General features: G+C 57.8%; 13 protein-coding genes and 2 pseudogenes. 5 read left to right on the forward strand and 10 right to left on the reverse strand.

The annotated features are described in order from the left end of the window. Positions 1 to 100: 100 nt before the first annotated feature. The 9 genes and pseudogenes from ACFXS9_RS19145 to ACFXS9_RS19185 all read right to left on the reverse strand — a co-directional run bounded on the left by ACFXS9_RS19145 (position 101) and on the right by ACFXS9_RS19185 (position 9,820). Complete coding sequence (locus ACFXS9_RS19145; protein ID WP_392691127.1) at positions 101 to 1,273, reverse strand: fumarylacetoacetate hydrolase family protein; 1,173 nt, start codon at positions 1,271 to 1,273, stop codon at positions 101 to 103. A gap of 9 nt (positions 1,274 to 1,282) precedes the next feature. Then, entirely contained in the window at positions 1,283 to 1,684 is a 402-nt protein-coding gene (locus ACFXS9_RS19150) for a dihydrodipicolinate synthase family protein (protein WP_392691130.1), read from the reverse strand. 45 nt (positions 1,685 to 1,729) lie between these two features. Next, a complete protein-coding gene (locus ACFXS9_RS19155) occupies positions 1,730 to 2,890 on the reverse strand; it encodes a hypothetical protein (RefSeq protein ID WP_392691132.1) in 1,161 nt (386 codons plus the stop codon). Between the two features lie 70 nt (positions 2,891 to 2,960). Continuing rightward, positions 2,961 to 3,416, reverse strand: coding sequence for a MaoC family dehydratase (locus ACFXS9_RS19160; RefSeq protein WP_392691135.1), 456 nt, complete (start codon positions 3,414 to 3,416; stop codon positions 2,961 to 2,963). A gap of 53 nt (positions 3,417 to 3,469) precedes the next feature. Further along, positions 3,470 to 4,566 (reverse strand): annotated as a pseudogene (locus ACFXS9_RS19165) (ABC transporter ATP-binding protein). A gap of 25 nt (positions 4,567 to 4,591) precedes the next feature. Further along, entirely contained in the window at positions 4,592 to 5,404 is an 813-nt protein-coding gene (locus ACFXS9_RS19170) for a carbohydrate ABC transporter permease (RefSeq protein WP_392691137.1), read from the reverse strand. Beyond that, positions 5,401 to 6,303, reverse strand: coding sequence for a carbohydrate ABC transporter permease (locus ACFXS9_RS19175; protein WP_392691139.1), 903 nt, complete (start codon positions 6,301 to 6,303; stop codon positions 5,401 to 5,403). The genes ACFXS9_RS19170 and ACFXS9_RS19175 overlap by 4 nt, the downstream gene beginning before the upstream one ends. Then, positions 6,303 to 7,598 (reverse strand): extracellular solute-binding protein, encoded by a 1,296-nt coding sequence (locus tag ACFXS9_RS19180; protein ID WP_392691142.1) that lies wholly within the window; start codon positions 7,596 to 7,598, stop codon positions 6,303 to 6,305. Before ACFXS9_RS19180 ends, ACFXS9_RS19175 begins: the two co-directional genes overlap by 1 nt. Before the next feature lie 1,013 nt (positions 7,599 to 8,611). After that, on the reverse strand, positions 8,612 to 9,820 hold the full coding sequence (locus ACFXS9_RS19185) for a CaiB/BaiF CoA transferase family protein (protein ID WP_392691145.1): 1,209 nt from the start codon (positions 9,818 to 9,820) through the stop codon (positions 8,612 to 8,614). Positions 9,821 to 10,121: 301 nt separating this feature from the next. Between ACFXS9_RS19185 and ACFXS9_RS19190 the strand changes: the two genes are divergently transcribed. From ACFXS9_RS19190 to ACFXS9_RS19210, 5 genes and pseudogenes are all read left to right on the forward strand, one after another. After that, positions 10,122 to 11,198: a LacI family DNA-binding transcriptional regulator gene (locus ACFXS9_RS19190; RefSeq protein ID WP_392691147.1), complete on the forward strand. Its 1,077-nt coding sequence runs from the start codon at positions 10,122 to 10,124 to the stop codon at positions 11,196 to 11,198. Between the two features lie 89 nt (positions 11,199 to 11,287). Continuing rightward, positions 11,288 to 12,070: an enoyl-CoA hydratase-related protein gene (locus ACFXS9_RS19195; RefSeq protein WP_392691149.1), complete on the forward strand. Its 783-nt coding sequence runs from the start codon at positions 11,288 to 11,290 to the stop codon at positions 12,068 to 12,070. A gap of 1,172 nt (positions 12,071 to 13,242) precedes the next feature. Next, positions 13,243 to 14,820 (forward strand): hypothetical protein, encoded by a 1,578-nt coding sequence (locus ACFXS9_RS19200; protein WP_392691152.1) that lies wholly within the window; start codon positions 13,243 to 13,245, stop codon positions 14,818 to 14,820. Next, the gene (locus ACFXS9_RS19205) at positions 14,813 to 15,517 is read left to right on the forward strand and encodes an HAD family hydrolase (RefSeq protein ID WP_392691155.1); all 705 of its coding nucleotides are present in this window, start codon (positions 14,813 to 14,815) and stop codon (positions 15,515 to 15,517) included. The genes ACFXS9_RS19200 and ACFXS9_RS19205 overlap by 8 nt, the downstream gene beginning before the upstream one ends. A 112-nt stretch (positions 15,518 to 15,629) precedes the next feature. Further along, positions 15,630 to 16,275, forward strand: a pseudogene (locus tag ACFXS9_RS19210) (SOS response-associated peptidase family protein). A gap of 35 nt (positions 16,276 to 16,310) precedes the next feature. On the opposite strand, the gene ACFXS9_RS19215 reads toward ACFXS9_RS19210, so the two are convergent. Then, complete coding sequence (locus ACFXS9_RS19215) at positions 16,311 to 18,713, reverse strand: glycoside hydrolase family 113 (RefSeq protein ID WP_392691158.1); 2,403 nt, start codon at positions 18,711 to 18,713, stop codon at positions 16,311 to 16,313. Positions 18,714 to 18,912: the final 199 nt, after the last annotated feature.

The raw sequence follows: 18,912 nt of genomic DNA on the forward strand, positions 1-18,912 counted from the left end.
AAGAGATCGAAATTCGGGAAACCTGATGAGCAGTTCGCGATCGGACGAGGTAGCAGAGTAAACGTCGAAAGCGCCTATGCGCTCTCGGTGCGGCATCAGATTACAGATGTCTCCGAGCAGCCAAATTTTTCATCAATGCGGTTAAGCCGAAATTCCAGTGCTCGCATTCGTCGCTCGGACGCATCCGGTTGACGAGCGTTCCGAGCTTTGCCGATTTGATGGTGACGATATCGTCGCGCTTGTGGGTAAAGCCTTGGCCAGGAATATCGCGGTCCTTTACCGGCGCGAACATCGTGCCAAGGAACAACACGAAACCGTCAGGGTACTGATGCGCGGGCCCGAGGGTCTGGGCAACCAGATCCTCAGGGTCTCTGCTGATCTTGCCTATCGATGAATGCGCATCGAGAATGAACCCATCGTTGCCAGTGACGTTCATTGCAATGTCCATCTTGCGGATATCGTCGAGCGAAAAGGTCCGGTCGAACAGCCGCAGCAGCGGTCCAATTGCGCAGGATGCATTGTTGTCCTTGGCCTTGGACAGCAACAGCGCCGAACGCCCCTCGAAATCGCGCAAGTTGACGTCATTGCCAAGTGCAGCGCCGACAATCTTGCCTCGGCTGGAGACCGCGAGAACGACCTCCGGTTCCGGGTTATTCCAGGCCGATTTGGGATGAAGCCCAGCGTCCATTCCCGTTCCGACTGAGGACAGCACCGGCGCCTTGGTGAAAACCTCAGCATCAGGCCCGATTCCGACCTCAAGATACTGGCTCCAGGCCTGCTGTTCGATCAGTACCTCCTTCAAGCGCATCGCCTGTGGTGAGCTTGGCTTGAGTTTGGAAAGATCATCGCCGACCAGGCGGACCATCTCAGCGCGAATTTCCGCGGCCGCCGAGAGATTGCCGACCGCCCGCTCCTCGATCACCCGCTCCAGCATTGAGACTGCGAAAGTCACGCCGGCGGCCTTCAACACCTGAAGATCGATCGGCGGCAGAAGCCAAGGCTTGCCTAGGTCGCGGCTATCCGGAGGCGTGTTGCTTAGGATGCTATCGAGATCAGAGATCCGAGTGACGGGGACCTCGCGAATCGCGCCAACCGGATCAACCTCCTCGGCCAGCATGCTCACGGTCGGAAACCGCGCGGTTAAGTCGTAGACGCCGTCCTCCCAGACAGCCGCCACCGCAGGCCCGCCCGCAGAAGGCAGCCAGACCCGGCCGACCAGTGTCCCGGCGGTGCCGTCATCTGGCAGAACTGATGCAGCGTTCAGCGGTATCATGTGCAATCCTCAGGATTTCGCTCGACCTGCGTTGGCACGTGTCAGCGTCCCCACAGCCCGGCCCATGCCATGGTAGGGTAGCATCAGCATCAACAGGCCCGCGCCGCGCTCGGTCGCATAGCGCGCCCGCTCCTTCGCGATCCCGGTCCTGAAATGGCTGCGTGTCACCATCACCGGCTTGCGGCCGGCGACGTGCGGCAGGCAGAGATCGACCACCGTGTCGCGCTCCTTGTTCGACAACAGGTACTGCTCGGAATAATTGGCCAGAATGCAGATGCCGTCGATATCCCGGTCGATCATGCATTCACGCACACGCTTCTGGGCTTCGAGGTCGAGGTCACGGTTTTCCGTGAACGGGGTGGGAGCGACCGGGAACAGGCCGCTGTAGACCCGAGACTCTGCTCTTGTCATGACATACTTCCCACTTATCGGGAGAGGTGAGTTCGATCGAAATGTCTAGATCTTTTCAGCGTCGATCAAACCATCGAGGACGTTCAGCGACTCCAGCAGATAATAGGAGCCGAAGATCGTCTCAGCATTGGTCGCGGAGTCCCGCGCGCGGGCATCGCGTCGTTTGTTGAAGCAGGCGCCGACCAGCATGCCCTGGGGACGGTCCTCCCCTGCCCCGACTGGCGTAAGATAGCCGTCGATCAGAGCCCTAGCTGTGCGCTCGCCTGCGTCTTGATATTTCGCGCGGAGATCGGCGGACGGCGCAAGTCGCCCCAGCTTGAGCAGTGCCGAGCAAACGATTGCAGTGGCCGCCGTATCGGTCTCCGAATTGGGGATCGCAGGATCATCGAAATCCCAGAACGCCACGAGGTTGGGAGGCACATGCGACAACCACCAGTCGGCGCCCGCGATCAACTGGTCCATCCAACGCTTTTCCTGCGGAAGATGGGCAAGCGCGACTGCGGCATAGACGAGGCCCCAGGCCTGTGCCCTCCCCCAAACGCTGCTGTCGCTAAACCCCTTGTGAGTAAATCGTCGGACGACCTCGCCGTTCGCCGGATTGAGCTCGCTCGACTGTACGATCGAGCCATCGCGCCGCATGTGAATATCGAGCACCCGCGTCGTATGTCGCGCAGCAACGTCGGCAAATGAAGCTTCCCCTGTCTTGTCCGCTGCCCAGAACAGGAGCGGAACCGCCTGCAGGGAATCGATACTGCTGAAGGAATTGCCTACGTCGTCCGACTCCTCGGCGTCACCACCGAGCGGAATGAGGTCCAGCCTCGGGTCATATTGGCCCTTCAGCGATTGGGCAGCATCCAGCGCCAATGTCGCGGCATCCTTGTCCGCGCACAGGAGGTCGCCAAGTGCAACGCCGTAGTAGAACCCAAAGCCCTTGAACGCAGTTTGCAGATTCGCCCGCGGCTTGAGCCGGCTGCTCCACAGCCCGGCAGCATCCAGATATTTCGAGCTCCCCGTTCGTCGCGCAAACCACCACAACATGCCCGGCCACGCGCCGCCGGTCCAGTCGCCGTCGACAGTCGTCGTCCACTTTCCCGTCGCGGCCTCGGCCCAGTGCGGGAACTCCGATTGCAGGCTCTCGAGCGTCTGATCGACTCGGCAGCGCATCCGTTCGATTGCCTCTTCCCATCGCGGCGTGGCTGTGCTCACCATTTCCTCCAGTTGCCTTTTCCGGCCGCCTCTTCTCTCTACATAAATGCGCGATCGCCTTCGTTATCGCCTAGAACGTAGGCCGCTTCGTCGCGTTGCGCGTCCATTTGAGGTGATGCTTGCCTACGGCGACGAGTTCGCCATGCTGGTTGGTGACGTCCACATTGGCAAGCGTGCGGCGGCGCTCCTGGTCGATTTTGCTGATGGTATAGGTCACTGTCACCGTATCGTTGATGTAGACGGGCTTCAGAAACCGCACGCCATCGTAGCCGAGCGATACGGGCGTCGTATCGATGCCCTTTCGCAGGCTTTCTTCAATCATTCGGGTCGAGGCCGTTGAAATGAATCCGACCATCAGCGCGCCATGGGCAATGCGCTTGCCGTAAATCGAATGGCTCATGAATTCGTCGTCGACGTGATTTTGCGAAAGATCACCGGTCAGACCCGCAAAGAGATAGATATCGGACTCTCCGACAGTCTTCGAAAATCGAACGCTATCGCCGACGTTCGCCTGCATCACAGTCATTGTTCTTGCCTTTCCGCTGTTCGTTATTCAAAGTGCATGACGCGTACAGACGACTATCTAATCGCCATTTCCGTTTTGTCATCGAAGAATTGCAGCGCCTTGGCATCCACCCACATCTGCACGCTGGCATGAGGGCTGACCTCCGTCTCTGGCGAAATACGCGATACCATTATCGTGCTGTCCGCAACGTTGAGCGCGATCACCTGTTCCGAACCAAGTTGCTCGGTGACGGTGACGACGCCGCTGAAGGATGAGCCCGCATTGTCTGAAGGAATGCCAAGACGTATATGCTCGGGCCGGATACCTAGAGTCGCCGTCTTGGCGCCATGCTTGCGCAGGACCGCCGCCTGTTCGAGCGGCAACTCGACCTTGAAATCCTTCGCCTGCGCCGACATGACGCCGAGTTCTTCGACAAGGTCGACTTTCATAAAGTTCATTGCAGGCGCCCCGATGAAGCTCGCGACGAACCGGTTGGCCGGTCGATTGTAGATCTGCAGCGAGTGCCGATCTGCTGAATCCAGCCGTCCTTCATGACCACAACCCGGTCACCAAGCGTCATCGCCTCAACCTGATCATGGGTGACATAGACCGATGTGGTAGGCACGCGCTCGCGCAGCGCCTTAATCTCGATCCGCATCTGCGCACGCAGCTTAGCATCGAGGTTCGAGAGGGGTTCGTCGAACAGGAAGACTTGTGGCCGCCGTACGATACACCGTCCAAGAGCCACACGCTGCTGCTGGCCGCCGGAGAGTTGAAACGGCTTGCGTGCCAGGAGCGGCTCCAGACCGAGCATTTGCGTCGCGCGGGTGACTTCGCTCGTAATTTCCGTTTCCGGGACTTTCCGGTTTCGCAACCCGAATGCCAGATTGTCGAACACCGTCATGTGCTGATAGAGCGCATAGTTCTGAAATACCATCGCGATGTCACGATCCTTTGGCGGCACATCATTGACTACTTTGTCTCCGATCCGGATAGTCCCGGCGCTGATGTTCTCGAGACCGGCGATCATGCGAAGCGTCGTCGACTTGCCACATCCAGATGGACCGACTAGCACCACGAATTCACCGGCAGCGATATTGAGGTTGACCTCGTGCACAACCTTAATCGTGCCGTACATCTTTACGACGTCCTGTAGAGTGACCTCTGCCATAAACCTTCCTCTTGAGTCGCTCCGGTTACATGCGCAGCCCGCGAATGACGTATTTCTGACCAAAGATGGTCACCAGCAGCGCCGGCATCATCGCAAGCACGGCTGTTGCGCTCATCAAATTCCATTCCGTTCCGGTCTCGGTGACGAATTGCGCCATAGTCGACGTGATCAGGGGCGTGCGCTTGCCTGATAGGATCAGGGCGAACAAAAACTCATTCCACGTCGAGAGCCAGCAAAGGATCGCAAGCGCAGCTATCCCCGGCATCGCGGCGGGGAGCGCGACTCGATAGAACGCACCCCATCGGGTGCAGCCGTCGATCAGGGCCGCATATTCCATCGACGGGTTGATGCCATCGAAAAAACCCTTCATCAGCCATGAGAAGAAGCAGACGTGCACCGCGATGTGCGGCAGTAACAGACCGATATACGTGTCGTAGATCCCAAGGCGGGTATTGACCAGATAAAGCGGCAGCACCCAAGAGATGTAGGGAACGGTACGGAAGATGTAGATGGTGGCGAACCAGCTGCGCTGGATCCAGCCGCCGAAGCGCGACAGCATGTAACCGCTGCCGACCGTGATGCCCAGCGACAGGATGGTGGCCAACGTCGAAAGCACGAAGCTGTTCCACATCGCTTCCACCACCTGCGACTGATGCAGCACCTCGACGAAGTTGTTGAACGTGAAATTTGTGCCGCGCCAGATGTAGAATACGCCAGACGCGGGACGGATCGACGTCACGCCGAGTATCGCAATCGGCCCGACGAACACAACGAATATCGCGGCGATGCTGATCGCGAAGATAGCACGCCGCAGCGCGTGAAGGGCGAGCGCAATCATCGCGACACCTCCATGCTCCGGTTGACGAGCCTGTAGAGGCCAACCCCAACAAACAGCATGATGAGCGCGCCGATCCCGGCAGCGGCCGCGGCGCGACCGATGTCCAAATCCACGAAAGCGAGGACATAGGCGTAGACGCTGAACACTTCCGTTGATCGGGCAGGCCCGCCGCCCGTCAGGATCCAGACCTGGTCGAAGGTGCGGAACGCGTCAATTGCGCGGATCAGGACACAGACGATGATCACTGGACGCAACATTGGGAGCGTAACGCGCCTGAAGATGCACCACGGCGTTGCGGCATCGATCCGCGCGGCCTCGAAGGGTTCGGGCGCCAGTCCCTGCATGGCGGCCAGCAGGATGATGGTGAACCACGGTGTCCAGATCCATATGTCTGTGATGATGACCAGCGCAAAGCTCGGCCAGCGATCGGAGAGCCAGGCGACATCGGGAAGGCCCAGGTATGAGAGGAAAATAGTAATTACACCAAACTGATCGTTGAAAGACCACCTCATCATGGTCGCAGTGATAACAGGCGCAATCGTCAGCGGCAGTAGGATGATGGTCCGCATAATTGCCCGACCAAAGAACGGACGGTTGAGCAATGATGCCAGTGCTAAGCCGAGTGCAAGGGATACGCCGACCGAGAGGATCATCAGGACAAACGTATTGGGTAGAACCATCTTCAAGAATACAGGGTCGGTGAAGACGGCGATGTACTGCTTCGGTCCGACCCAGGTCCTTTGCGGGTTAACAAGCGACCATTCGCGGAAGCTTGCATTCATTCCGATCAAGATCGGAATGATCTCGAAACAAACGAGAACGATCCCAGCCGGCGCGATGAGAAAAAGCATGAAGCGCTCTTTCTCATCGAATCCAAATTTCTTGGGACGAGCGGTCATCAATCGTTGGCCGTAGCGCCGGCATGGATGGCATCGGAGCCGGCCTTAAGGGTAGCAGCAATGTCCTCGCGCTTGCCCTTCATCGCGCGGATCAGCGTGTCCGAATAGACCTTATGCACAGTCGCCCAGTTGCGGAAATAGTAGGCAGCATGGACATGGTCAGGCTTGAACAGGATTGTGTGGAGCCTGCGCCAGGTCGCGTCGTTCTTTTCGAGCGTTGGCCAGACGTCGGTGTTTGGCGGCGGGGCTCCGGTCTGCTTCCACTGCTCGATCTGACCGTCGGAATCCCCGAGCATCGCGCCAAGCAGCTTTTTGGCCGCCGTCTTGCGATCATTCGGAAGAGTCTTTGGGATTGACCAGCCCCACACGTCTATCCAGGTGTGGACGCCATTGCTCATAGGGCCGACTGGAAATGGCGCAATGCTGACCTTTCCTGCGACCGATGACCTCTCGGAGTTATTGAAGGTGCCGAGGAAAGTAGTATCGGCCACAGTAAAGGCGGCGTCACCGGCCTGGAAAATCGCATTTGCCTCATCGCGCGAATAGGTCGTCATGCCGGGCGGGCTTATCTTCTTGCTATTGAGAGCATCCCACCAAAACTCCGCGGTCTGCACCTGGCAAGGAGAGTAGATCATTGGCTTCCAACCGTTTGCCGCAAGCTTCTTGTTGTCGCGCTCATGGGCGGGTGCATAGACGTCGCAACCATTGTTCCAAAGCGTCCACCAGAAGCTGAAGAAAGTGTTGGTGTAACTCATGCCGCCGACATAACCCCACTTCACCTTCTTTTCGGACTGCAGGGTCTGACTGATCTTGACGAGATCCTCCCATGTCTTGGGCAGCTCCGCCTCGGGAACGAGGTCGGTGCGATAGAACAGAATTCCGGCCGTGGTCGTCATCGACACCGCCGTCGTCTTTCCGTCGGCAGTATGGAACGGCTCAAGCTGCCCCACCTCGACCTTGCGGGCATTGAGAACGTCGTCGAGCGGTTCAAGATATTGGGCGAGATCCTGTCCCCAGTCGTCATTATTCCAGATGATGTCGCATTGGTCGCTCGCCCCGGAGGTCAGCATCTGGGTGATCTTCGGCAAATAGACGGCATAGGAAGTTACCGTCTTATTCAGCTTGACACCTTGCTTGACTGCCCATTTCTCCAGGATCGCGACGTTTGCGACTTGCACCGGATGATTGATGTAACAGATGCTCAGCGCTGTTTCCGCTTGCGCCGCTGTCGAAGCGCAAAATGCACTAAAGGCGCCGACAAGAAGCGCGCGCGCGAGCTTATTTTCCATTCGCATGGTTTTCCTCCTCCAGGCAAAGCGTGCTTCTGCAGAAGCTTGTTCTTGTTCACTTGAGGGATGTCACAGAGCCGACGGCGCCCTGTTGTAGAGAACTAACGTCGGTTGAACGAAAGTATTGGCGAACAGAGCGCAACGAGTTAGGACGGCTTTCCGAATTTCTTGTACTTTCTTGCGCTACATCGGCGTCTGGATAGCGCGATCCGTTCGCTGCGACGCACAATCGCCTCTCGCGGTGACAAGTGAACGCATTTCTGCGAGCCCCTGCGCGCGGTTGCCGAAGGTACAAGTGTTCGCAGAGCAGTACTAAAGTTGGCGCGGCGTCGCTCTATCTTTGGAAGAATAGTGCGGACATCCCTGACCGAAGTCTGCAGATGACAAGGCCACCAGGAAACCCGCAGCTCGAAAATCGAATCCAACATCATTGCTAAACGAGCTAAACCACATCGGCGATGCCGCCAATGTCGCAAACGCCGTGACTAATATGATGTATATGCATTCGCCGGCATCGTTGGTGACATCCATCTCAACCGGGAAAAGGCGAAGACCACGCGCCCTCAAAAGCTATCGTGTAGGAAAGCGCCGTCGGTCGCCTTTCTGCCCACCGTGAAACGATCCATCGCAGCAAAGGCACGCGTTGCTCATCATCAATCGTCTTGACAAGCTGACGCGTTCACACCGGCGCTGATGCGCTAGCTGGACGATGCCTCGAACGGCATTGAGGGTAATCTCCGGAAAAGCCGGACCGCGCCATCTGGGAGACCACCATGACGTCCCAACTTGAGCAAGGCCTGCAGACGATTGCAGTGGCTGCCATACCTGTTTCCCTACCGGGGATCGCCGGATCTTGGAAATCCAGATCGCCACCACGCGAGCGCCGGCCATGCGACAGCCAAAGTCGGCCCCCGCGATCAACTGCTGCTCCAGCGCGTTTTTTTCTGATGATGGGTGCGCGCAACGGCGGCATAGAGCAGACCGAAAAGCCTGCGCGCGCTCGCAGGCCGCCGCTGTCGCTAAAGCCCTTGTGAGGCTGTCACTGAGCCAACGGCGCCTTTATCGTAGAGATCCTTCAATTGCCGGGCGCCGTAGCCGAGCTCTTTAAGGATTTCTTCCGTCTGCGCCCCGAGCTTCTGCGGCGGCAAACGTACTTCCGGCACCTTGCCGTCATAAACCACGGGATGGCTGACGAGGGTAATCGGCGTCCCCGTCGCCCCTTTCACGACCTGGAAGCTCTTGTTGTGAATTACTTGCGGGTCGACGACGACGTCGGAATAGTCGTTGATGCGGGCGTGCCAGATTCCGCCGGCCTCAAGCAGCGCAAGGCATTCCGATGTCGTGCGCTTGGCGATGTTGGCCGCAATTGCTGCCGATGCGTGATCGCGCCGCCGATAAGCTTCGGTGTCGGGAACGCGCTGATCGGGGGGAATAGAAAGCACATCTGCCAGCGCTTCCAGCGATCCGAGCGAGATCGCGATGTGCCCGTCACCGGTAGCATAGATGCCGTAAGGTGCGCCATAATACCATCCTGCGATTGGACCCGGCTGGCGCACGTCGTTGGGTCTTTGCCCATTGAGATAGCAGGTGAAGGACTCCATTTGGAGGTCGAGCGCTGCAGAGAGCAGGCTGACATCGACCCGACACCCCTGTCCCGTGCGCGCTTTTCTCACCAATGCGGCCAGGATGCCAGCCGCAAAGAGAACAGCGCCGTGATGATCAACTGCCGAAACACCCACGGCGCGAGGGCCGTGCTCGCGGCTTCCCGTGATGGTCGCAAGGCCCGCCAAAGCTTGAACCAAGAGGTCCTGGCCGGGTCGGTTGACGTACGGCCCGTCCCGGCCATATCCGGATGCTGCGGCATAGATGATGTCGGACTTGATGTTCCTGGCGTCCTCATATCCAAGCCCAAGCTTGTCGAGCACGCCAGGTCGGAAGTTCTCAGTGACGACGTCCGAAGTTGCGATCAGTTTTTTCGCAACGACAACCGCATCCGGCTTTTTGAGATCGAGCGTCAGGCTCCGCTTGTTGCGATTGCCGGTCAGAAGCAGCATGGATTGACCGTCCACCTGCTTGTCCGCCCCACCCCATTTCCGCTGGAAGGCGCCGTCCGGCGGCTCCACAGCGATCACGTCCGCGCCAAGGTCCGCGAGAAATTGCACACCCATAGGGCCCATCAGGAAGTGGTTGAAGCTGAGGACCCGAACGCCCTTGAGAAGATCGACCATAACTGTTCTTGCTTGACTCTCTTTAATTACATCGCGCCAATGCCGGGGACATTCTGCCCTCTCCGATTTTATGAAATCGTTTTCAGATTTAGCACCCCGATCGGCGGCGTCAAGCCGGTTAAGCGCCGCACATTCCGCGCATGGCCGCCGGCGCGCTCTGCTTGATGTGGCTTGGACGCGCACATATTGTTCAATGAGAACCACGGATCTGCTGCGCACTCGCTTGAGATAGCAATTCCTCCAGGTGGTTCACCTCGAACGGATGTTAACAGCCCGTTATGGGCCAATCCGAGCAAATCAGATGGACAAGAGATCGATCGCCGATCCCAGAGGCCGGTCGCAGCCCAGGGTGAAGATCGAGGACGTCGCGAGAGAGGCGAACGTATCTCCGGCGACCGTGTCGCGGGTTCTAAATCATCCAGAAATTGTCAGGCCGGAACTGCGCGACAAAGTGATGCGCCACATCGCCAATCTCTCCTATACGCCGGACAGCGCGGCCCGGGCACTGAAATCGGGACGCATGCGGACGATCGGCGCGATTGTTCCGACACTAGCCCTTGGCATCTTTGCCGAAGGCGTGGAGGCCCTGCAGAACCGCCTAAGCGAAAGCGGCTATACATTATTCATTGCCAATTCGCAGTATAATCAACGCCGCGAGTTGCAGGAGATGCAGAACCTCATCGAGCGTGGCATCGACGGCATTGTGCTGGTGGGCGGCTCGCATGGTCGAGAATTGAGAGCTCTGGTAGAGCAAACTGGTGTCCCCGTCATAACAACTTACGTTTCTAAGGCAGGCGGCGGCATCCCCGCCATTGGCATCGACAACGAACGTGCCACGCGCGAAATAACTGAATTTCTTCTCAGCCTCGGACACGTTCGCTTCGGTGCAATTGCCAACATTTCGCCGTCGAATGACCGCTCGCGCGCGCGACTCGATGGCATTCAGCGCGCTCTCGCCGAAGCCGGTATCCGGCTCCAGCCAACTCAAGTCATCAGGGCCGACTACTCGCTCGCGCAAGGACGAAGCGCGCTTCGCCAACTGCTGACCGACCATCCGGACACGACCGCCGTGATCTGCACGACCGACACGCTGGCCATCGGAGCGATGTCCGAAGCCCGCAAGATGGGTTTGAGCGTGCCGCAGGCGCTTTCAATTACCGGCTTTGACGACGTGGAACTGTCGTCACAGGTGGATCCGCCGCTTACGACAATCAGTATTCCCGCTGCTGAAATCGGCCGCGGCGCAGCCGACTATCTCATCAATGCGATCGCGGGAAGGCCCGTCCCCAAGAGCGTCCTGTTGCCCTACCGGCTGGTAATGCGCTCGTCCACGGCCTCACCACGAACAGCCAAACGCCTGCCGAGGCGGCCACGGTGACGCCTCGCAAACTGGCACGCAGGACGGCTGTTCGCGAAAACGGTTTCAGTGTATATGACGCCGATCCGAAACTTGCAAAGGGTGCTACGTTGAACGCCGAGCCTGACCTCATTCTTTGCTCATCTCCTTTGCCCCATGTGGTTCTCTTGGCGTTGAATAGGGCCTCCAAACGAAACGCGCTGAGCAATGATTTGATCGCGGAGCTCGGGGCCTGCTTTCGCAAGGCCGCACTCGATGACGACGTCCGTTGCGTCGTCCTTACTGGCAGCGATGCATCCTTTTCCGCCGGCGCCGATATCAAGGAAATGCGGCAACGAGGGTTCGAAGCCATCGACAATTACGCGCGACGTTCTGCATGGCGGGACGTTGCCAATTTCCCTAAGCCACTTGTTGCCGCGGTTGAGGGGATTTGTTTTGGCGGCGGTCACGAGCTCGCGCTGCTGGCCGACATCGTGATCGCCGGTGAAGGCGCCAGATTCGGGCAACCGGAGATCAATATTGGGATATTGCCAGGCGATGGAGCAACCCAGCGATTGACTCGCGTGGCCGGCAAATCGCTTGCGATGCTCATGATCCTGACCGGAGACCCTATCCCTGCGCGCGCAGCCCTTCAGGCTGGGATTGTTGCCGAGGTCACGGCAGACGGCAAGGCGCAGAGCCGCGCCCTCGAAATTGCCGAAATTATTGCGCACAAGCCGCCGCGTTCCGCGGAACTGGCTAAAGCGGCTGTACTCGCCGCCTACCAAACGCCGCTTGATGTCGGTCTAGAGTTTGAACGACAATCCGTCAGAAACGCATTCACGACGTCTGATCAGCAAGAGGGAATGAACGCCTTTTTTGAGAAGCGGTCGCCGAGCTATCGGGGGACTTAGAAGACACTAGATCATCCAAGCTCTACGCCGGCGGAAGCAACAATTGGACTCTCGTATTTCGAAATCGTGCTCCGGAGAACTTCCATCAACTCGCCGAACCACCGCGGAATGTCGTTGCACACCTCAAAGCCGGCGAATGACCGCGGAGGACATCCCACTTCGCTCGGCCAGCTGACCGACCAGTTCAGAATGCCCCCGGACGGCCCGCAGTTGCGTGCTGATGATCCCTGATGGACCATTGTGCCGGCCAGGAAGTTTGCCTTTGTGAACATCCCTCCGAATTCCCAGCATTCCCGAACGCTACCGCTCAGATTCCTGAGCGGCGCCGCCCTGCACCGGTACCGGCGGTAAGGGCCGTCTGGCTGTCGCAACCGATGTTCAAGGACGGTAAGCCCGCTCCGCCCCGACCGCATATTCTACGAGAGCTGTATCACGGTCTTCTTAGTGGAGTGATCCATGCATTCTTCTACAAAAGACTATTGTTCTTCGGGTAGAGACGCGGGTTTTGTACCAAGACACTCGGTTAATACCGACTCCTCAGTGTGGCGGTTGTGACATCGCGGTCGATGCCGAGCACCTCAACGGCACCATTTATCTGCAGCTCCGGTGCTCCTCCCCTACGATCGCATTGCTTCGAAACCGGAGCGGATGTTGCGCCCACCGGAAAGCGTTAGGTCGACCCAGCACCCCATCGTGGGATAAGCCGCGGAGCTTTCATGGTCAGGTGCATGTCCTTCTGATCGCGTGATCCGCACTCACGCGGACCGCATACGGTGCACCGGGCCGATGATCTTGTAACCAATCACCGCGACATCGCGGCGATCGTGGACGATTTTCGCCTTGCTGCCGCTGCCGCTTCCGGACGTTCAATTCGTGACACCTATTTGGCAAAGCGTGTCGCGCCTCAGCTAACGTGTCGTAGATCCAACAGTTCGGACCGCGGCCGAATGATCAAAACGCTCGCATTCCAACACTCGCAGCGAATATGCCCGCACGAGCACGCCGCCTAAGACACTGGCACGAGCCTTGCTAAAACGCGAGCAGAACGACGTGCTTCGCGCCGCGCCGGCGGAATACATCTGCCTTAGGGGTCGGACTCGGGACGCGGAGTCTTGGTTGAACACGACACACGCAGTGTCGAATGAACTGTCGTCTTTTGAGGGATAAATAGCATGTCCGGTGTGGCTGGCGCCTTTCTGTTGCCTTCAAGTCACTCCCAGCACACGCTTTATGATCGGCTCAAGCATATGGTTCCGAAACTTGGACTTCGTGGGCAGGCGGGTTTCGGTCTTGCCGCTTACATGCATGGAAAGCGAGTTCAATATATAAGATCGTCTCAGTCGCCAAGCGAATTAGTAAACTTTGAACATAATGAACAGTATGCGAATTTCAGGCCTCACGCAGCGATTGCACACATTAGTAGGAGGGAACAGCACGAGAGCGACGTGCAGCCCGTTAACAACGATAAAGCCGGTTTCCGCCATTTGGCTATTTCGCTAGACGGGGCCTTGGTCAACGCTGATGAACTTAGAGAAGAGTTGCTCGCCCAAGGGCATCGCTTTGACAGCGAAACGGATGCCGAGCTCTTGCTCAAACTGATTGAGCGCACTTGTGAAAGTGATTATTGGCGACATGGTCTGCCGGTGAATTACGAAAGACTGTTTCGGGAGATCGATAACCGTATCGATGGCGCCGTCAGCGCACTCTTGTTGGATGGTGAAGGGAATCTCATTGCTTTTCGCAACCGATATGGTCTGCGCCCCCTAGAATTCATGCAAACAGATGACGGCATTTTGCTTTTTGCTTCGGAAAACTGTGCTTTTGTCGGACTCCAAGGCAAGGCAGAAGAGATTTTACCAGGCCATATCAAGTACGTGAACGGAAAAACGGGAGTATGTCTTGATCGCTCTCTGTGCGATGCTGGACATAACACCAGGCTGTGCGCCTATGAAACGCTTTACCTGGGAAGCCCCAACACGTCGAAACGCCAATCTCATCTCGAAACCCGTTACAATATCGGGGTTGCTCTTGGTAAAATTATTGCGCCAAGACTGGCAGCAGAAGTGGGGTCCGCCCCTGTTATAGTTTCTTCTATGCCGCAAACCGGAGGGCCGTATGCTGATGGTCTGTTTGCATCACTGGCCGAAGGCGGCGCCATCGTCCAACGTCACGAACTCATCGCAACACAATTTTCTCAGCGGACGCTTATAGGTATCGTTAGCGAGCGCAAATCTCTTATTGCCCAAAAATATCGTGTCGCAGAGAAAGACGTTACCGACAGCACCATAATCATGGCCGATGAAGCCCTCATTCGCGGCGATACAAGTCGGGCTGTCACGAATATGCTCCTTGCCGCCGGAGCCAAGGCTGTGCATTGGGCAATCGGTTCACCGCCTATAGTGGCCCCAAATTACTACGGCATGGGTATCGACACCATGGATGAGTTGGCGTTCTGGCAAACGTGGAAGACCCTCCCACCCCAACAGCGCAAGCAAAGCCTGCGTTTTCATAACATCGAACCGCAAATGCTCAGGGTCATCGAAAGCACAATTGCCGTATCCATCAATGCTGCGGCTATCACTTATCTACCCTTCCAAGTTCTCGTATCCTTGCTTCCGCAGGGGCATGATGGAATAGATTTGTCGCCGTTTACGTTTGAGATGCCAACCCCAGCGGGGCAAAAGCGCGCGAATAAGAATTTGAACAAGTTAATCGCCGATCTTCCCTTCCCGGAGTCAGCCGTTGCCTGAGGTTATCATGAAACCCACTCTAGTATTTGATTGGAACGGCACGCTGCTCGACGACGCCGATGCGTTGCTGAAAACGATCAATGCCATTCTAGGGCGCTTCGGTCGCCCTGATATCGATATGCCAACTTTTCGGGAACAGTGCGAGCTCCCGCTTTCTGTCCTTTACCGCAGTGTCGGAATGTCGGAAGGTGAAGCCGCAATCGTGGATAGCGATGGCAGCGCCATTTTTCACGACACCTACGAACCGCTGGCGAGCAAGGCCGATCTGCGCAAAGGCGCGCGCTGCATTCTAGAAGCGGCACGTCAACAGGCGGTCTCAACGATCGTTCTCAGCAGCTATATAGTCGACCCTCTTCGTTCCCAAATCCGCAGGCTTGGACTCGACGATTGCATCAACGAGGTTCTAGCCTTCGAAAGCCGCGCCACTCAATTCAAAAGCATGAGCAAAGGCGAACGGCTTCGCCTGTATATGCAAGCAAATAATCTGAAGCCCGAGTCAACCTTTATCATCGGCGACATGCCGGTTGAAACGGACATTGCACGCGACCTCGGGCTTATCAGCATATCCATTACCGGCGGATTTGTTTCCGAGTCGCGTTTGCAGGCTGCACAGCCGGATTACATCATTCATGACCATCATGAGCTGCTGCCAATTTTGCAAAGGCACGGCTTTTTTTCGAAACGCATAGGACCATGACTGAAACTCCGCTAACAACCGCCCTCCTACGGCGGCGGGACAAAGGATCGGCCTTCGGCGCAGGACGCATGGGAACTGACATGGATTCGACGTGGCAGCCTACCGCTTCCGAATGGCCGGTGGCTCCTCACCCTTGAGAGAGTCGATCATCGCGCTCTTCCGCGTCATGAACCGCTGCGTCGGCAACCCACCTCCGATGCCCTGTTTGCGGACTACCCCGCACCGGTGATCCGCAACGCCAGCGACGGTCGCGAGATGACGCTGATGCGCTGGGGCATGCCGCCTCCGCCGCGGACCGGCGGGCCGCCCGTGACCAACATCCGCAACGCTTCCTCGCAGCACTGGCGCGGCAGGCTGAAGTCTGAAAACCGCTGCCTGGTGCCGTTCAATAGCTTTGCTGAACCGGAGCCGAACCCGGAGACCAAAAAGAAGGACGTCGTCTGATTCGCGATCAATGACGACCGGCCGCTTGACCCGCTTTGCCGGGATATGGACCGAGTTCAAAAGCGATCTCGGCACGACCGAAGCCGATTTCCGGGCCTCATCTGGTCTCCGGATTTCTTACGAGTGACCGAACGCAATCGTCGATCCTATCCACCCAAAGGCAATGCCGGTCATCTTGACGACTGACGAAGAGCGCGACATTGGATGCACGCCACGTGGGATGAAGCCAGGGCGCTCCAGCGGCCCCCCTGCCTGACGACGCTCTGAAGATCGTCATGCGCGGCGTAGGCAAGGAAGACAAGGTCGTTGCATGATTAAGAAGGGTCTCTTCCATCTTTGGGGTCAGTTATCAGATGAACCAGAAATCGCTCGCGTGGAGCTGATCCACGGTCGTATTCTTGATCTCAATCGTGTTGTTGGCGTCGACCGTAATCACGACGCTCGTGCCAACCTCGGCCATATGCGATTGCAGCACGGTGAAGTCGGCAAACACCGTCTTGTCGATTTGAATGAGGTCCTGGACAGCATCGGTATTCTCAAAGTCGGCGACCGTGTCCTTGCCGAAGCCGGCAGCAAAAACGAATGTGTCATTGCCGGACCCGCCGGCCAGATAATCGCTTCCGCCGCCGCCGATCAGCCGGTCGTTGCCGCTGCCGCCATACAGGAACTCGTTGCCCGTACCGCCCTGCAAGCTGTCGTTGCCATCGTCTCCGAACATCTGGGTTGCCGCGGGGCCGCCTTTCAGCTGATCGTCGCCGCCGTTGCCGTGCATCGTATCCGGTCCGCCGCCGCCGGAGAGATAATCGTTTCCTTCACCGCCATTCATGACATTGGCTGCCCAGCTGCCGTAGAGCTGGTCTTTGCCGGCGCCGCCGTCGAGCAGGGCGCCGGTGTCGCCGGTGCCGGCCTTGATGATGTCGTTGCCGTCATCGCCGTAAAGTTGATCCGTCGCGGTGGTGATGCCGGAGCCGCTGTTGATCGTGTCGGCGTCCGCTCCGCCGTGAATCACATCCGCGCCCGGACCACCGTTGATGGTGTCATTGCCCGCACCGCCCTGGATCATGTCCGTCCCGGCGCCGCCGTTGATCACATCCTTGCCGGCTCCCCCGTCAAGGTTGTCATTGTCCGTCGATGAGCCGAAGAACAGGTCCTGGTGCGCGGTCATGTCATAGTGGATGGACTTGTTCTGATAGAGATTCCAAGTTCCCGGCGAGCTCGGATTGACGGCGTCGGCGGCGGAAAGATGCTCGCCGTTGACCGTAATGTCCTTGATGTAAAGATTGCGGTCCCCATTGGCGTTGGCGACATCGTTGACGAAAGCAAGATCGAGACTGGAGACTGTCACCGGATTGGCGAATGTGAATGTGAAGGTCCGGAAATCAGATGCGTCGGTCGCGCCGTGGAATTCGACCGTGTTGCCGACCTGCTGCCCATTGATCAGAAGCTGCATCTTGGCGCCGACGCCGTCGACGACGGAGCCATAACCCGTCACGGTGATAGTGGTCTCCGCGAGTTTCGGAATCGTATCGGGGCCGCCGATAATGCTGTCGTCGCCGCCGCCCGACTTGATCGTGTCGTTGCCGACCCCACCCGACAGCACGTCATTGCCGCCGCCTACATCCATCAGATCGGCAGAGGGAGAACCCGTCAGATTCTGGCCGGGCGGCTGGTGCTGTCCTCCGTACCATTCAGTGATCAGCTCCTGCGCCGGCTTGCCTTGCGGCGAGTAGCCGATCGGCGAGTATTTGTTGTTCGTGTCCCAGTTCCAGATCGACGCACCCCTGAACCAGCTTCCGCCTTCCGAGCCCCACACCTGAAAGAAGGCGTTGAAAGCGTCATACTGCTCCTGGACGTCCTGCGTCGTGCCTTCGGCCCAGCCGCCTGGGCGGATGTTGGTTCCGTCGACGCTGCGATAGCCGGTTTCGGTGAAGAACACCTGCTTGTCGTACTGCAGGGCAAGCGAGTGGAAGAAATCGACCGGCGACATGTGGTTCATCACCTTCGCCCAGTAGTCGTCCGTGGACATGCTGTTCCACGCATTGACCATCTCCTCGACGGTCGGCTCAGTCGTCGTCGTGAGCGGCGGATAGGCGTTGATGCCGATGACGTCGATCTTGTCCCAAAAGCTCACATTGATGGCTTCGTCGGTTGCGGCTGCATAGGTGATCTCGCCGTGGAACACAGCGCGGACGGAATCAATGAGATCGACCCAGTAGCTCCGATATTGCGGGCCGGAGAGCTTGCCCAGCTCATTGCCGATCACAAGCATGCTGACGTCTGCTTGTTCGGCGAGCTCCGCCATGTGAACTATTTGCTTTTTATAGGAAAGGAAAAAGGAGGCGGGATCGCTCGGATTAAGTACGTACGCAAGACCGCCATCTAGGGCGGAGACCATGGGCTTCAGCGTGACCGAGAGACCAAGCGCCTTCGCATTTGCCGCCGCCTGAAGAATGTTGGCATCGCTCTCCGTCTTATTCGGATCCGCAACGACATCATTCGATGTCCTCGTCTGCATAAAGAGCCGAGGCGCGAGCTCGATCGAGTTTGCGTTGGTGCCCGCGATCGCCTGCATGGCGGCGAGCGCGGAACTGGTGACGAATGCACCATTGTAGTTGGAGAGGAATCCAGAATCCCTGAACAGGAAACACGCCCGCCATCGTACAGCTCCTCTTTCTTTCTTCCAGTTTCTCTTGCTGCCTGGTGGCTCGGTTGCTTGCGCAGAGGGACCGGTCTGCGTGTTCAGCGTATTCAACGCAGCAGAGCATTCCACTCGCGCGCAGCGATGCAGCACGCCGCAGATACGCGTTCAACGTGGGCGTGTTGTGACAGAATTAAGTTGATCTTACGATTGCTGCTGTTCGTCGTTTCAATGTGAAGTGGATTCCACTAAAACTCGAAATGGGCTTACTCAAAAATTCGACCCCTTCACGCCACACCAATGTTTATGCCCC

It is taken from the genome of Bradyrhizobium sp. RDI18 (assembly GCF_043203335.1).
GTDB lineage: Bacteria > Pseudomonadota > Alphaproteobacteria > Rhizobiales > Xanthobacteraceae > Bradyrhizobium > Bradyrhizobium retamae.

Excerpts from the sequence above, each read along its gene's own strand:
- ACFXS9_RS19150 (WP_392691130.1), bottom strand. The coding sequence starts at position 1,684 with ATGACAAGAGCAGAGTCTCGGGTCTACAGCGGCCTGTTCCCGGTCGCT.
- ACFXS9_RS19200 (WP_392691152.1), top strand. The coding sequence starts at position 13,243 with ATGTCCGGTGTGGCTGGCGCCTTTCTGTTGCCTTCAAGTCACTCCCAG.
- ACFXS9_RS19180 (WP_392691142.1), bottom strand. The coding sequence starts at position 7,598 with ATGCGAATGGAAAATAAGCTCGCGCGCGCGCTTCTTGTCGGCGCCTTT.
- ACFXS9_RS19185 (WP_392691145.1), bottom strand. The coding sequence starts at position 9,820 with ATGGTCGATCTTCTCAAGGGCGTTCGGGTCCTCAGCTTCAACCACTTC.
- ACFXS9_RS19145 (WP_392691127.1), bottom strand. The coding sequence starts at position 1,273 with ATGATACCGCTGAACGCTGCATCAGTTCTGCCAGATGACGGCACCGCC.
- ACFXS9_RS19190 (WP_392691147.1), top strand. The coding sequence starts at position 10,122 with ATGGACAAGAGATCGATCGCCGATCCCAGAGGCCGGTCGCAGCCCAGG.
- ACFXS9_RS19160 (WP_392691135.1), bottom strand. The coding sequence starts at position 3,416 with ATGACTGTGATGCAGGCGAACGTCGGCGATAGCGTTCGATTTTCGAAG.
- ACFXS9_RS19175 (WP_392691139.1), bottom strand. The coding sequence starts at position 6,303 with ATGACCGCTCGTCCCAAGAAATTTGGATTCGATGAGAAAGAGCGCTTC.
- ACFXS9_RS19170 (WP_392691137.1), bottom strand. The coding sequence starts at position 5,404 with ATGATTGCGCTCGCCCTTCACGCGCTGCGGCGTGCTATCTTCGCGATC.